This is a genomic window from Streptomyces sp. NPDC055243, from assembly GCF_044544025.1.
GTDB lineage: Bacteria > Actinomycetota > Actinomycetes > Streptomycetales > Streptomycetaceae > Streptomyces.
Window position 1 is genome coordinate 401,346 of record NZ_JBITWR010000003.1, and the last position, 14,102, is coordinate 415,447.

The 14,102-nt window shown below is 71.7% G+C and carries 15 protein-coding genes; 10 read left to right on the top strand and 5 right to left on the bottom strand.

Features of this window, described 5'->3' with window-relative positions; translation table 11 throughout:
* The first annotated feature begins 50 nt into the window (after positions 1-50).
* Complete coding sequence (locus ACIGXX_RS11640) at positions 51-1,031, top strand: Gfo/Idh/MocA family protein (protein ID WP_399975207.1); 981 nt, start codon at positions 51-53, stop codon at positions 1,029-1,031.
* Between the two features lie 21 nt (positions 1,032-1,052).
* On the opposite strand, the gene ACIGXX_RS11645 is transcribed toward ACIGXX_RS11640, so the two are convergent.
* Positions 1,053-2,687 carry an alkaline phosphatase D family protein gene (locus ACIGXX_RS11645; protein WP_351159786.1) on the bottom strand — a complete coding sequence of 545 codons (1,635 nt, stop codon included), beginning with the start codon at positions 2,685-2,687 and terminating at the stop codon, positions 1,053-1,055.
* 133 nt (positions 2,688-2,820) lie between these two features.
* On the opposite strand from ACIGXX_RS11645, the gene ACIGXX_RS11650 reads away from it, so the two are divergent.
* From ACIGXX_RS11650 to ACIGXX_RS11660, 3 genes are all read left to right on the top strand, one after another.
* Entirely contained in the window at positions 2,821-3,672 is an 852-nt protein-coding gene (locus ACIGXX_RS11650) for an SDR family oxidoreductase (RefSeq protein ID WP_351159788.1), read from the top strand.
* Positions 3,673-3,845: 173 nt separating this feature from the next.
* Positions 3,846-4,313, top strand: a complete 468-nt coding sequence (locus ACIGXX_RS11655) for a lamin tail domain-containing protein (RefSeq protein ID WP_351159790.1) — start codon at positions 3,846-3,848, stop codon at positions 4,311-4,313.
* Between the two features lie 58 nt (positions 4,314-4,371).
* Entirely contained in the window at positions 4,372-5,280 is a 909-nt protein-coding gene (locus tag ACIGXX_RS11660; RefSeq protein WP_399974871.1) for a PhzF family phenazine biosynthesis protein, read from the top strand.
* Here the strand turns inward: ACIGXX_RS11660 and ACIGXX_RS11665 are convergent.
* Positions 5,277-6,272, bottom strand: a complete 996-nt coding sequence (locus tag ACIGXX_RS11665; protein ID WP_399974874.1) for an aldo/keto reductase — start codon at positions 6,270-6,272, stop codon at positions 5,277-5,279. The genes ACIGXX_RS11660 and ACIGXX_RS11665 overlap by 4 nt on opposite strands.
* Positions 6,273-6,391: 119 nt before the next feature.
* Positions 6,392-6,715 carry a nuclear transport factor 2 family protein gene (locus tag ACIGXX_RS11670; RefSeq protein ID WP_361462785.1) on the bottom strand — a complete coding sequence of 108 codons (324 nt, stop codon included), beginning with the start codon at positions 6,713-6,715 and terminating at the stop codon, positions 6,392-6,394.
* A gap of 222 nt (positions 6,716-6,937) precedes the next feature.
* On the opposite strand from ACIGXX_RS11670, the gene ACIGXX_RS11675 reads away from it, so the two are divergent.
* The 3 genes from ACIGXX_RS11675 to ACIGXX_RS11685 all read left to right on the top strand — a co-directional run bounded on the left by ACIGXX_RS11675 (position 6,938) and on the right by ACIGXX_RS11685 (position 8,880).
* Complete coding sequence (locus ACIGXX_RS11675; RefSeq protein WP_351159799.1) at positions 6,938-7,489, top strand: DoxX family protein; 552 nt, start codon at positions 6,938-6,940, stop codon at positions 7,487-7,489.
* Positions 7,490-7,562: 73 nt separating this feature from the next.
* Complete coding sequence (locus ACIGXX_RS11680) at positions 7,563-8,090, top strand: AAA family ATPase (protein ID WP_399974879.1); 528 nt, start codon at positions 7,563-7,565, stop codon at positions 8,088-8,090.
* A 19-nt stretch (positions 8,091-8,109) separates the two neighbouring features.
* Positions 8,110-8,880, top strand: coding sequence for an SAM-dependent methyltransferase (locus ACIGXX_RS11685; protein ID WP_399974882.1), 771 nt, complete (start codon positions 8,110-8,112; stop codon positions 8,878-8,880).
* On the opposite strand, the gene ACIGXX_RS11690 is transcribed toward ACIGXX_RS11685, so the two are convergent.
* A complete protein-coding gene (locus tag ACIGXX_RS11690) occupies positions 8,853-9,854 on the bottom strand; it encodes an aminoglycoside phosphotransferase family protein (protein WP_399974885.1) in 1,002 nt (333 codons plus the stop codon). The two genes, ACIGXX_RS11685 and ACIGXX_RS11690, sit on opposite strands and share 28 nt — an antisense overlap.
* Before the next feature lie 457 nt (positions 9,855-10,311).
* Between ACIGXX_RS11690 and ACIGXX_RS11695 the strand changes: the two genes are divergently transcribed.
* The gene (locus tag ACIGXX_RS11695; protein WP_399974888.1) at positions 10,312-11,073 is read left to right on the top strand and encodes a hypothetical protein; all 762 of its coding nucleotides are present in this window, start codon (positions 10,312-10,314) and stop codon (positions 11,071-11,073) included.
* A 41-nt stretch (positions 11,074-11,114) separates the two neighbouring features.
* On the opposite strand, the gene ACIGXX_RS11700 is transcribed toward ACIGXX_RS11695, so the two are convergent.
* Positions 11,115-11,621: a hypothetical protein gene (locus ACIGXX_RS11700; protein WP_351159811.1), complete on the bottom strand. Its 507-nt coding sequence runs from the start codon at positions 11,619-11,621 to the stop codon at positions 11,115-11,117.
* Between the two features lie 241 nt (positions 11,622-11,862).
* On the opposite strand from ACIGXX_RS11700, the gene ACIGXX_RS11705 reads away from it, so the two are divergent.
* A complete protein-coding gene (locus ACIGXX_RS11705) occupies positions 11,863-12,597 on the top strand; it encodes a FadR/GntR family transcriptional regulator (protein ID WP_351159814.1) in 735 nt (244 codons plus the stop codon).
* A complete protein-coding gene (locus tag ACIGXX_RS11710; protein WP_361462771.1) occupies positions 12,594-14,057 on the top strand; it encodes an amino acid permease in 1,464 nt (487 codons plus the stop codon). The genes ACIGXX_RS11705 and ACIGXX_RS11710 overlap by 4 nt, the downstream gene beginning before the upstream one ends.
* Positions 14,058-14,102: the final 45 nt, after the last annotated feature.

The window sequence follows — 14,102 nt, forward strand, 5'->3', positions numbered from 1 at the left end:
ACTCCGCGGTACGGACAGGGGCTCCAGTGGTGGAAGACAACCGTGAACCCGTGCGCTGGGGCATCCTCGCGACGGGTGGGATCGCCGCGTCGTTCACGGCGAACCTCCTCGACATGCCGGACGCGGAGGTCGTCGCGGTGGCGTCGCGCACCGAGGCGTCGGCGAAGGCGTTCGCCGACCGGTTCGGGATACCGCGCGCCTACGGGGAGTGGGGCGCGCTCGCCGAGGACAAAGGCGTCGACGTCGTGTACGTGGCGACGCCGCACGCCTCGCACCGGGCCGCGGCGGGACTGTGCCTGGAGGCGGGCCGCGCGGTGCTCTGCGAGAAGGCGTTCGCGCTGAACGCGCGCGAGGCGCAGGAGCTGGTGACGCTCGCCCGGCGGCGCGGCCTCTTCCTGATGGAGGCCATGTGGATGTACTGCAATCCGCTGATCCGGCGGATGAAGGCGCTGGTCGACGACGGGGCGATCGGTGAGGTGCGGACCGTGCAGGCCGACTTCGGGCTCGCCGGGCCCTTCCCTCCCTCGCACCGGCTGCGGGACCCGGAGCAGGGCGGCGGCTCGCTGCTCGACCTCGGGGTGTACCCGGTGTCGTTCGCGCAGCTGCTGCTCGGGGAGCCCTCGGGGGTGAGCGCGAGAGCGACGCTCTCGGACGAGGGCGTCGATCTCCAGACGGGCATGCTGCTCTCCTGGGAGAGCGGTGCTCACGCTCTGCTGCACTGCTCCATCAACGCGGGCACCCCGGTCACCGCCTCCGTCACCGGCTCACGGGGCCGCATCGACCTCCCGAACGGCTTCTTCTTCCCGGAGCGCTTCGTGCTGCACCGCGACGGCCGTGACCCCGAGGAGTTCACCGCCGTCCCCGAGCACGGCCCCCGCGACAGCCTCAAGCACGAGGCCGCCGAGGTCATGCACCGGCTGCGCGCGGGCGACACCGAGTCCCCGCTCGTCCCGCTCGACGGCACCCTCGCGGTGATGCGGACCCTGGACGCGGTGCGGGAGCGGATCGGGGTGCGCTACCCGGGCGAGTGAGCGCACCCCCGCCCCGCCGGGCTACGCGGGCTTCAGCCCCGGGTTCCCCGCCTCCGTCACGAAGGACGCGGCCGTGGTGATCGGCGCCCCGGGCGTCGTCACCGCGGAGACGGTCTTGAAATCGGCGCGCGCGGATTCCTGCCCGAGACCGACGGTCACGTATCCGCGCCGCCCGTTGTAGAACTTCAGGTGCGGGTTGGCCTTGGTGTAGGTGTCCCAGTTCGCGGGCTTGTCGGCGCCGTCCTTGCCGCTCGCGATCGACGTGGCGACGATCTCCGTGCCGACCGTCCTGGACGCCTGGTCGTCGAAGTCGGCCTTGATGTCGAAGGCGTACCCGACGTGCACGTCGCCCGTGAGCACCATCAGGTTCTCGATCCCGGCGGACTTCGCCCCGGCGAGGACCCGCTGCCGGGACGCGCGGTAGCCGTCCCAGGCGTCCATCGACAGCTTCGCCTCGGCGTTCAGGTCGAGCCGCCGCTCGGAGAAGGTGACCTGCTGCGGCACGACGTTCCACAGCGCACGCGAGCGGCGCCAGCCGTCGGTCAGCCAGCGCTCCTGCGTGGCGCCGGTGATGGTGCGCGCCGGGTCGTCCGACTCCGGGCCCGGGACGTGGGCCTTGTCGCCGTAGGCCTGGTCGGAGCGGTACTGCCGGGTGTCCAGGATGTCGAACTGGGCGAGCTTGCCCCACTGCACGCGGCGGTAGAGCTGGAGGTCGGGGCCCTGGGGCCGCTGGGGGCTGCGCAGCGGCAGGTTCTCCCAGTACGCGCGGTAGGCGGCGGCGCGGCGGACCAGGAACTCGGCGGGCGGGTTGCCGTTCTCGTCGAGGTCGTCCGCGTAGTTGTTCTCGGCCTCGTGGTCGTCCCAGGTGACGACGAAGGGGTGCGCGGCGTGCGCGGCGCGCAAATCCGGGTCGGACTTGTAGAGGGCGTACCGCAGGCGGTAGTCCTCCAGCGTCTGCGTCTCGCGGTTGTAGAGGGCGGGCAGGGTGCGGTCGGTGTAGTTGCGGGCGCCGCCGACCGCGTTGACCGCGTACTCGTAGAGGTAGTCGCCGAGGTGGAAGACGACGTCCACGTCGTCCTCGGCCAGGTGTTTGTACGGGGTGAAGTAGCCGTCGTGGTACGCCTGGCAGGAGACCGCGGCGAGCGTCAGGGAGCTGACCTTGCTGCCGGGCCCGGGGGCGGTGCGGGTCCGGCCCGTCTCGCTGATCCACGTGCCGGTCTTGAAGCGGAAGTAGTAGGTCCGCGCGACGCCGAGGTTGTTCACCTCGACGTGCACGGAGTGGTTGTACTCGGGGTGCGCGGTGACGGAACCGCGTCTGACGACGCGTCGGAAGCGGGCGTCCTGGGCCAGCTCCCACTGGACGGTGACCCGCTGATCGGGCAGACCGCTGCCCGGTTCGTAGGGGGCCGGGGCCAGGCGGGTCCAGAGCAGGACCGAGCCGGGCAGCGGGTCACCGGACGCCACGCCGAGCGTGAACGGGTCGTCGGCGATCTTCCGCGCGTCCAGCTCGGCGGCGCTCGCGGCACCGGCGGCCGGCAGGTTGGTGGCGAAGGCGAGCGCCGCCGCGGCCCCCGTGACGGTGAGGAAACGGCGGCGGCCAAGATGGCTCGCGGCGGCTCGTAGTTCGGCTGTGCCCTGCTGGCCTGCGGGTGTCATGTGGCCCTCCCCTGACGATTGGTGTCACGGGCATGCAAGTGGTGGGGGAAGACGCGCGACTGTCGCGTACACAACACCCGCATGGCGGGACGATGATGTCCGTATGGACGGGCCTCCCGTACGCTGCGGGGCCATGAACGCAGAGCTAACTGGGCATCCAACCGAGCAGACAAGGTCCGCGGTGGTCACCGGCGCGGGCTCCGGAATCGGCAGGTCCGTGGCGGTGGAGCTGCTGCGGGCCGGGTGGTCCGTGGCGCTCGCGGGGCGCCGTACACAGACGCTGGAGGAGACGGCGGCGATCGCCGCCGGGGTGTCGGAGGGCGCCGCGGTGCGGCCCGTCCCGCACGCCGAGGAGTCCACCGAGGTGAACGCCCCGGCCACGACCGACGCGCTCTGCGTGCGCACCGACGTGTCGCGGCCCGAGGACGTGGCCGCGCTCTTCGCGGCCGTGCGCGACCGCTTCGGCCGCCTCGACCTCCTCTTCAACAACGCCGGTACGTTCGGCCCCGGCGGTGTGCCCGTCGAGGAGCTGGAGTACGACGCGTGGCGGCACGTCGTCGACACGAACCTCAACGGCGCCTTCCTGTGCGCGCAGGCGGCCTTCCGTCAGATGAAGGAGCAGGACCCGCAGGGCGGCCGGATCATCAACAACGGCTCCATCTCCGCGCACGTGCCGCGCCCGCGCTCCATCGCGTACACGGCGACGAAGCACGCGCTGACCGGCCTGACGAAGTCGCTCTCCCTGGACGGCCGCCCCTACCGGATCGCCTGCGGCCAGATCGACATCGGCAACGCGGCGACCGACATGACCGAGCGGATGCAGACCGGAATCCTCCAGGCCAACGGGGAGCTGGCGCCCGAGCCGGTGATGGACGTGTCGGACGTGGCGCGGACCGTGCGCCACATGGCGGAGCTGCCGCTTGAGGCGAACGTGCAGTTCGCGACGGTCCTCGCGACGAACATGCCCTTCGTCGGGCGGGGTTAGCCGCCGGGGCTTCGAGCGCCCACGACGTGGCCGACCGTGACCCAGCCCTCACGGTCGGCCCACATCTTCACAAACGGAATATGAAGTCCCGCGCCAATTGCGGACATCGCGCCCCGTATGCTCAGCGTGCCCTCCACGAGAACTCCACATTCAGAGCACACTCGGAGCACACCTTGCGCATACGTTCCGCCGTCCCCGCCGTCCTCGCCACGGCCGCGCTCTCGGCCTCGCTGCTCGCCGCGACCCCGGCGTCCGCGGCCGCGCGCCACCAGGGCGGACTGCACCTCGGGTACATCCAGTTCGACAGCCCGGGCCGGGACACCCGATCCAACTCCTCGCTGAATGCGGAGTGGGTGAACATCCACAACAGCTCCGGCTCGGCGATCCAGCTCAAGGGCTACAAGCTGAAGGACAACACCGGCTACACGTACACCTTCGGCAGTTACAAGATCGGCGCCGGCAAGACCGTCAAGGTTCGCACCGGCAAGGGCACCAACGCGTCCGGCGTCCGCTACTGGGGCCGCGGTTCGTACGTCTGGAACAACACCAGCGACAAGGCCCGCCTCGTCAAGCCCAGCGGCTCACTCAAGGACTCCTGCTCCTGGACGAACAGCAACCCCGGCTACAAGAACTGCCACTGACGGGCCCCACGCGCCGGCAGCGGGAATGACCGGGGCCTCGGAACGGTTGCTCTGCGACATGACGACGAATGCACCCGGGGCCGCTTCTCCCGCCGTACTGCGCTACACCGCGTTCTCGGCCGACCCGGCGGGCGGCAACCCCGCCGGGATCGTGCTCGACGCCGCCGGTCTGGACGATGCGGCGATGCTGGGGATCGCGGCGGAGGTGGGGTACAGCGAGTCGGCGTTCCTGACCCCGGCCCCTGACTCCGCTTCCGCCTCCGCTTCCGCTTCCGGCCAAGCGGGCCGCGCCTACGACGTGCGCTACTTCAGCCCGCAGGCCGAGGTCCCCTTCTGCGGGCACGCGACGGTGGCGGCCGCGGTCGCCCTGGCCGAACACGGCGCCGGCGCGGGCGACTTCGTCTTCTCCACGCGGGCGGGCACGGTCCCGGTGACCGTGACCGACGCGGACGGCGCCCCGCGGGCCACGCTCACCAGCGTCGAGCCGCACGTCGACGAGGTCACGGCGGCCGATCTGACCGAGGCCCTGGCCTCGCTCGACTGGCCCGCGGACGACCTCGACCCGGCACTGCCGCCCCGCATCGCCTACGCGGGCGCCCGCCACCTGATCCTGGCCGCCGCGACCCGCGAACGCCTCGCCGACCTGTCGTACGACTTCGAACGCCTCGCCGCCCTGATGCGGCGCCTGGACCTGACCACGGTCCAACTGGTCTGGCGGGAGAAGGACTTGACCTTCCACGTGCGCGACCCGTTCCCGGTGGGCGGGGTCGTGGAGGACCCCGCCACGGGCGCCGCGGCGGCCGCGTTCGGCGCGTACGCACGTGAACTGGGCCTGGTGCCCGCCGAGTCGGAGCTCACCCTGCACCAGGGCGCGGACATGGGACGCCCCGGAGTGCTCACGGTGAACCTGCGGGACGGCGACGCGAAGGTGCGGGTGAGCGGGGCGGCGGTGCGGATCGAGGGCTAGTCCCCCCGCAGAATCCGCTCGACCTCCGCCAACTCCCCCTCCGTCAGGGGCCCGTACTCCATCGCCCCCGCGTTCTCCTCGACCTGCGCCACCGTCCGGAAGCCCGGCACGGGCACCATCAGCGGGCTCCGCGCCCAGAGCCAGGCGAGCGCTCCCTGCGTGAGGGTCCGCCCGCCACTGGTGAGCACGGACCGCACCGCGTCCACCCGCCCCAGCCACTCGGGGTCCGCTCCCCCGCCCGTCCCGAAGCCCGGCAGCCAGGAGGGCGGCGCGCTGCGGATGTCCCCGGCCACCGGAGCCTGCCCGGCGACGTACTTCCCGGTCAGCAGCCCCATGGCCAAGGGACTCCGCAGCACGCTCGCGAGCTCCAGCCGCTCGCAGAGCGCCACCATATCCGGGGCGTCCTGCAGCACGTTGCAGCGGTACTGCACCGCCGTGCAGTGCGGCCCCGCGGCGAAGACCGCCGCCCGCTCGGTGTCGTCGGTGCTCCACCCGTATGCCCGGATGAGCCCCTCACGCACGAACTCCTCGCAGGTGTCGCGCAGTTGCGCCGCCCGCTCCAGATCGCCGTCGGCGATGTGCAGCTGGTAGAGGTCGACGTGGTCCGTGCCGAGCCGCTTCAGTGACGCGGTCAGTGCACGGCGTGCGTACGCCACCGAGTCGTCCGCGACCCCGGCGGCGGTCCGCGTCTTCTCGTCGAAGAGGTTGCCCCACTTCGTGGCGATGACGACGTCGTCCCGCCGCGCACCCAGGGCGCGCCCCAGGATGCGCTCGCTGTGCCCGGTCCCGTAGTTGTCCGCGGTGTCGAAGAAGGTCACACCGAGGTCGACGGCCCGCCGGATCGCCCGTACCGACTCCTCGTCGTCGACCGCGCCCCAGCCCAGCGGTTCGCCGCCCGGCATCGACCACTCACCGCCGATGGCCCAGCAGCCGAGGCCGAGCGCGCTGACTTCGATGCCGCTGCGTCCCAATGTCCTGCGTGTCGTCTCCATGCCCACGGACGCTAGGAGTTGAAGCGCACGCGAAGACAAGCCCTCACGCGAAACGCGTCACTCGACGCCGACGCTCAGGGGCTGGGGCTGGGGCTGGGGCTCAGGGCCTCAGAGCTGCTTCAGGCCTGTCCCGTCTCGAACCGGGAGACCTTCCCGCCGTCGACGGTGAAGTGCCACTTCGTCCGCATCTCCCCCCACGTGTCGTTGCGGAACGTGACGATCAGCGCGCGCCCGGCGTCCGACTCGTTCTCCACGTCCATGTGGCCGTGCGAGGAGAAGATCTCGCGCTCCGTCCACTCGGCGATGTCCCGGTCGGAACCGTCGTCGGACATGGTCGCGTCGGGTGCGAGGACGGCCTGGAAGGCGGCCTGGTCGTGGGAGTTCACGGCGGTGACGAAGGCCCGGACCGTCGGGTCGGCGAGCCGGTTTACCTGAATGCTCATGCACCCACCGTCACATCGGCCGCCCCACCCCGCCACCGGACGGGGTCACCCGTACGGCCGCCCGAGCCGGGTGCGCGGCGGGGCTCTGACGGACGGTGGGGGGGACGAGCACCGACACGCACGGGCCTGCCCGCCCACGCCCGTCCCTCCCGCTCCCCCTCCCCAACCGCTCACCACCCATCGCCACCCGCTCACCACCCGCTCACCCCAGGAGACAGCGCCATGACCCGTTCCTGCTTCGACCGACGCGACCTCGGCCTCCTCCTGCTCCGCGTCACCACCGGCGGTGTCCTCGCGGCCCACGGCACCCAGAAGCTCTTCGGCTGGTTCGGCGGGCACGGCATCGAAGGCACCGGCGCCTTCATGGAGTCCATCGGCTTCGCGCCCGGCAAGGCGAACGCCGTCATCGCCGGGCTCGCGGAGGCGGGCGGCGGCACGCTGCTCGCGCTGGGCCTCGCGACCCCCGCTGCCGGTTCGGCGGCGGCGGGCGCCATGGCGGGGGCGACCGCGGTGCACGCCCCCAACGGCTTCTTCAGCCAGGGCGGCGGCTACGAGTACCCGGCGTTCCTCGGCCTGGTCTCCGCCGCCCTCGCCGTCACGGGCCCCGGCGCCTACTCCCTCGACAGCTCGCTCGGCCACTCCTTCAACCGCAACTGGATGGTGCCGGCGGCCCTGGCGGGCACGGCCGTCGGGGCGCTGGTGTCGGTGGGCTCGCGGGCGAAGAACGTACGCGAGCAGCAGAGCGCTGCGACGCCGGGCGACCCGGTCATGTGACGTCCGCGTCCCGCCGCGGACTGCGGGGCGCGGGCCGCAGACAGCTCACGGCGTACGTGGTTGCCTGGACCCCATGATTGTCTGGATCAACGGGAGTTTCGGCGTGGGCAAGACCACCACGTCCGAGAAGCTGGTCGACCTGATCCCCGAATCGCGCCTCTTCGACGCCGAAGAGGTGGGCTACATGCTGCACCACGTCCTCGGCCCCCTCCGGGAGGAGGCCGACTTCCAGCACTGGCCGCCGTGGCGGCGCCTCGTCGTCGAGACGGCGCGGCAGCTGATCGCGTACACCGGCGACACGCTGGTCGTCCCGCAGACGGTCCTGGTCGAGGAGTACTGGACGGAGTTGCACGCGGGGCTCGGCGAACTCGGCGTACCGGTACGGCATTTCGTGCTGCACACCGACCCGCGGACCCTCACCGGGCGCATCGAGGCGGACATCCCGGCGATCGCCCCCTGGCGCCTCGACCACGTCGCCGTCTACCAGGAGGCCCTACCGTGGCTGCGGCGCGCGGCCGAGGTGATCGACACGACGGACACTCCGCCGGACGAGGTGGCGCGGCGCATCGCCGCGAAAGTCGTTGTTCCGGAGCCGAGTTGACCAGATAGCGTCCTCGACCATGACCGAACCCACCACCTCTGACCTGCCGCCCCGCCTCACCGGGCTCACCTTCCACGGCCCGCTCTCCGAGGAGCGGGCCGCACGCCTCGTCGAGCGCGTCGCGCCGGGCACTGGCTCCGTCCTCGATCTGGGCTGCGGCTGGGGCGAGTTGCTGCTCCGGGTCCTCGAAGCCGCTCCGGACGCCACCGGTGTGGGCGTCGATCTGTCGGCCGACGACCTGGACAGGGGTCGCGCGCTCGCCAAGGAGCGCGGTCTGGCCAAGCGGGTCTCCTTCTTCGAGGAGTCGGCGACGGACACCACCCGCGGCCCCGCCGACCTCGTCCTGTGCCTGGGCGCGAGCCACGCGCTGAGCTCCGAGGAGCCGCCCGGCCACACCGAAGCGGCCCTGCGCGCACTGCGCGGCCTGGTCGGTCCCGGTGGCCGCGTCGTGCTCGGCGAGGGCTTCTGGCAGCGCACGCCCACCCCCGCCGAACTCGCCGGGATGTGGCCGGACGCCCACGTCGGCGAGCACCTCTTCCTGGGCGACCTGGTGGACGCGGCGATCGCCGCGGGCTTCCGTCCCCTGTGGGTGGAGACGGCGAGCACGCAGGAGTGGGAGGAGTTCGAGTCCGGCTACCGCACGGACGTGGAGCGGTGGCTCGCCACGCACCCCGGGCACCCGCTGGCCGCCGAGACCCGCGAGAAGGCGGACCGCCAGCGGGCGACCTGGCTGCGCGGCTACCGCGAGGTGCTCGGCCTGGCCTATCTGACCTTGATGCCGGTGGGCTGAGGACGGTCGTGCCCGAACCACGCCTGGGCCAGCGCGTCGAGCGTCGGCTCCGGCGGGGCGGGCAGCTCCCGCAGGTACCAGGGCAGGTTGCTGTAGACGTGGAGCAGGGTGTGGGCGAGGAGTTCACGCGGCTCGAAGGTGCGGCCGTAGGCGCGCGTGAAGCGGCTCAGGAGGCCCGGCTCGGCGCGCGTGACGAAGAGGCCGACGCCCACGAAGTCGTACGCCCTGTCCCCGATCATGGCGGGCTCGAAGTCGAAGAGCCCGGTGAGGCCGAGCCGCCCAGCCGGACCTGCGGGGCCTGCGGGACCTGGGGGGCCTGCGGAACCTGCGGGGCCGACCAGCAGATGCTGGCGCATGAACTCGGTGTGCAGGAGGACGCGCGGCGCGTCGGCACGCAGCGGCACCGAGTCCAGGAAGCCGGGGATCTGCTCCAGCCAGCTCTCCGGCAGCCCGCACTCCCGCTGTCGCCGTACGGCACCGGCGCGCTGCCTGCCGAGGAAGTCGCCCCAGTCGCCGGGCCCGAGGACGTCGGCGAGCGGCCCGGGGTCCAGGGCGTGCAGCGCGGCGAGCGCCTCGCCGGCCTCGGTGACCAGGCGCTCCCGGTCGGCGCGCGGAATGCGCGGCCAGGCAACGGCGAGGTCCTCGCCGGGCAGCCGTGACATCAGCACGTAGCGCCAGCCGTTCTCGTACGTCCCCGACGCGTGCACCCGCGGTGTGGGGACGGGCAGTCGGCCCTGAAGATGGCTCAACACCCGCTCCTCGACGAGGCCGTCGTCGGCGGCGGCGCCGGGGAAGAGCTTCAGCACGAGGTCGTCGCCGACGGCGTAGACGGGCTGTGTCCCCTCCGTGAACCGGTCGAGGGGCACTCCGGCGAGGCCGAGCCTGGCGCAGAGGTCCTCGACGCCGGGCCGCATGACGGCTTCGTCGGGGACGACGACGTCCCATTGCTCGTCGGTGTCCACGGTGGGCAGCATGATCGGCACGGTAGGCGGCGGGCGGTGCGGCGGCAACGTATTTGAGGGCCGCCGACCGGCCGCTTCAAGAGATGCCGACCGGCCGCTTCGACACCCGCCGACCCGCCGCTTCGAGACCCGCCGACCGTCCGCTTCGAGACCCGCCGACGTCCGGTTCGAGACCCGCCGACCCGCCGCTTCGAGACCCGCCGACGTCCGGTTCGAGACCCGCCGACCCGCCGCTTCGAGACCCGCCGACCGTCCGCTTCGACACCCGCCGACCCGCCGCTTCGACACCCGCCGACGTCCGGTTCGAGACCCGCCGACCCGCCGCTTCGACACCCGCCGACCGTCCGCTTCGACACCCGCCGACCGGCCGGACCGGACGCGCCGGAGCCTCGGCCCACCTACCGAAGTCTGCCGCCCATCGACTTTCGGCCGCTGCCCCGCGACCCCGTGCCCGCCTAGCGTCGAGGACATGACCAGCGAAGAGAGCCTCGGCCCCGTCTCCCTGCGCAAGGACCGCACGACGGTGCTCGGTTACCCGCGCGGCGACCTGCTGACCGTGCTCATCGGCATGCCGCTCCTCGGCCTGCTGCTCGGCCTCGCCCTGCCGCCCCTGGCCCGGTGGCTGAGCCGGTCGCCGGTGCTGCCCTGGCGCGGCGGCATCACGTTCGTCGGCTCGCTGGACAAGCCGTGGCAGATCGGGGTCGCCATGGGCGCGGGCCTGGTCGTCGGCCTGGTGGCCGGGTTCCTCGTCGCCGTCACGGAGACGGTCGAGACCCTGAAGCTGAAGCTGACCGACCAGGAGCTGGCGGCCGAGCTGCACGAGCGGACGCGGACCATCGGACGCGCCCGTGTCTCGGCGGTGTTCCTCGACGGCAAGGAGCTGGTGGTCCTCGACGAGACGTCACGCCAGTTCACGCGCGGCGTCCACAAGACGGCGGCACCGGCGCTGGCCGAGGCGTTCCGCTCGCACGGCTACCCGTGGCGGGAGGCCGACCCGCACGCGTCCCTGTTCCAGCGCTGGATTCCCGGCGTTCCGGGGCTGTCCGCCGAGGCGCAGGCGGTCCTCGCGGCACGGAAGATCGCGTTGAAGAGCGATGCCGGACAGGACGTCAGGGACCTCGCCGAGACGCTGCAGGGTCTGGGCCATGTCGTACGGGACGAGGGCAAGGACCAGTACTGGCGTCCGCTGGCAGGGGGAGCCGGCGGAACGGGCGGTGGCGCTCGGACCTGAGCGCCACCGCCCGCACACGGAGCACATGCCCCTGCCGGCCGTCAGAAGACGAACGGCCCGGGCGCCTGTGCCGATGTCGCGTTGCAGGTCACGGTGATCCCGAGGACCACGACCTGGAGGGACTTGCCCTCCAGGCTGTCGCCGATGGCGACGGTCCCGTCGAGCGGCCCGGTGGACACCTCGCCGCCGGCGGGGATGGCCGGGTTGGAGCTGCCGGTGAAGGTCGCGGTGTCCGAGCCGTTCTTGGTGAGCGTGAGCGTGGAAGCGACCGAGTTCGCGGCGATGTCGATGGGGGCGCTGATCGCCGACGTGGATACGCTGATGGTCGCGGCGGTCCCGTCCTGGGTGGCCTTGAGCGTCGCCGTGCCCGAGCCCCAGGTCCCGCAGTCGAACGAGATGGTCGCGGTGTCCGGGGTCACGGCGGTGGCGGCGGGCGCCATCACCATCGCCCCCAGGGCGACCAGACCGACGCCGAGCGCCGACCCCGCGCCGAGCCTGCGGACGCCGAATCTGTCCGGCCCGCCGATTGCGCGATTTCCATGCCTCATAAGGGTGTCCTGCCTTCAAGTGGGGGGATTGCGGGGGGAATTGAGACCCGGAACTGACGGTCAGTCAGCATCCGGAACCGTTGCCCATTGAGGCACGGGCCCCGCGGGGCGGCAAGGCACCCTTCCATGATTCTTGACATGCTACGGCCAATTTCAGCCGCTCCCGGCCCGGCTCCCCCGCTGCCCTCACCCTTCCCTCCACCCTTGACAGTCCCTCCCGTCCCCCCGCAGGATCACCCCCGTGAACCTGTCAGACAGCCAGACAGGTGACCCGGTACCGCGGCGCGTCAGCGCCATGGAAGCGGTACTCGGTCATCTGCGCAGCGCCATCGAGCGCGGCGACTACGCCGTAGGCGACAAACTCCCCTCCGAGGCGGAGCTCTGCCGTCGCCTGGAGGTCAGCAGGCCCGTGCTGCGGGAGGCGCTGCGGGCCCTGCAGACCATGGGCCTCACCGTCTCCCGGACCGGCAAGGGCACCTTCGTCCTGTCGAACGGGACGGTCGAGGACCCCACCTTCGGCGACTACGCGGCCAGCGACCTCCTGGAGGTCCGGCGGCACGTCGAGATCCCGATGACGGGCTACGCGGCAGCGCGCCGTACGCCCGAGGATCTCGACCACCTCGCCCACCTCCTGGAGCGGATGGAGCGCGAGACCGACACCACCGCATGGGTGGCCATGGACACGCTCTTCCACCTCGCCGTCGCGCAGGCCGCGCAGAACCCGGTCTTCCGCCGCGTGATCGAGGAGATCCGGGACGCGCTGGCCCGCCAGTCCGCGTTCCTCAACGAACTCGGCGACCGCCGCGAGCAGTCCAACCGCGAGCACCGCGCGATCGTCGAGGCGCTCGTCGACGGCAGCTCGCACGACGCGACCGAGGCCATGGCGCACCACCTCGACCGCGTCGAGACGACCCTCACCGCGATCGTGCGCCCCGAGCGCACGGACGCCCCACCGGAAGGCGGACATCAGGCGTGAGCGAACAGTCCCTCGAAGAGCAGTCCCTCGAAGACTCGTCGCGCATACGGAAACCGGCAGGTCACGTCGATGCCGGGGACGCGGGGTACAGCAAGTCCCTGAAGTCCCGGCACGTCAACATGATCGCCATCGGCGGCGCGATCGGCACGGGGCTCTTCCTCGGGGCCGGCGGCCGTCTCGCCGAGGCCGGTCCCTCGCTGTTCATCGCGTATGCCGTCTGCGGCGCCTTCGCCTTCCTGGTCGTGCGGGCCCTTGGCGAACTCGTCCTGTACCGGCCCTCGTCCGGCGCCTTCGTCTCGTACGCCAGGGAGTTCCTCGGCGAGAAGGGCGCGTACACCGCGGGCTGGATGTACTTCCTGAACTGGGCGACCACCGGGATCGCCGACATCACCGCGGTCGCCACCTACACCCACTACTGGGGCATGTTCTCCGACATCCCGCAGTGGGTGATCGCCCTGATCGCGCTCGCCGTCGTCCTCACGGTCAACCTCATCTCCGTGAAGATCTTCGGGGAGCTGGAGTTCTGGTTCGCGATCATCAAGGTCAGCGCGCTGGTGATCTTCATGCTGATCGGGATCTTCCTGCTCGTCACCCAGAACCCCGTGGACGGCCACACCCCGGGCCCGTCCCTGATCTCCGACAACGGCGGCATCTTCCCCAGCGGTCTGCTGCCGATGCTCCTGATCATCCAGGGCGTCGTCTTCGCCTACGCCTCCGTCGAGCTGGTCGGCGTCGCGGCGGGCGAGACCGAGAACCCCGAGAAGATCATGCCGAAGGCCATCAACTCCATCATGTGGCGCGTCGGCCTCTTCTACGTCGGCTCCGTGCTGCTGCTCTCGATGCTGCTGCCCTGGAACAAGTACACCTCCGGCGAGAGCCCCTTCGTCACCGTGCTCTCCAACATCGGCATCCCGGCGGCCGGCGGCGTGATGAACCTCGTGGTGCTCACCGCGGCCATGTCGTCGCTGAACTCCGGCCTCTACTCCACCGGCCGCATCCTGCGCTCCATGGCGATGTCCGGCTCCGCGCCCCGGTTCACCGGGGTCATGAGCCGCAGCCAGGTCCCGTACGGCGGAATCCTGCTGACCAGCGGCATCTGCGTGCTCGGCGTCGGGCTCAACTTCGTGGTCCCCGCCGACGCGTTCGAGATCGTCCTGAACTTCGCGGCCCTCGGCATCCTCGCCACCTGGGGCATGATCATGCTCTGCCATCTGCGGTTCTGGCGGAAGACGCAGGAGGGCGTCATCGAGCGCCCCGGCTACCGCCTGCCGGGCTCGCCCTGGACCCAGCTCGTCACCCTCTTCTTCCTCGCCGCCGTGCTGGTCCTGATGTACGCCGACGGGGGCGCCGGACGCACGACCGTGCTGTGCCTGCCGCTGATCGCGGCGGCGCTGGTGGCCGGGTGGTACTGCGTACGCGGCCGGGTCTCGGCCGTACGGAAGTCGGGAGCGGACGCGTGAACACCCTCGACACCACTCCTGCGTACGGGAGTTCATACGGGGGTT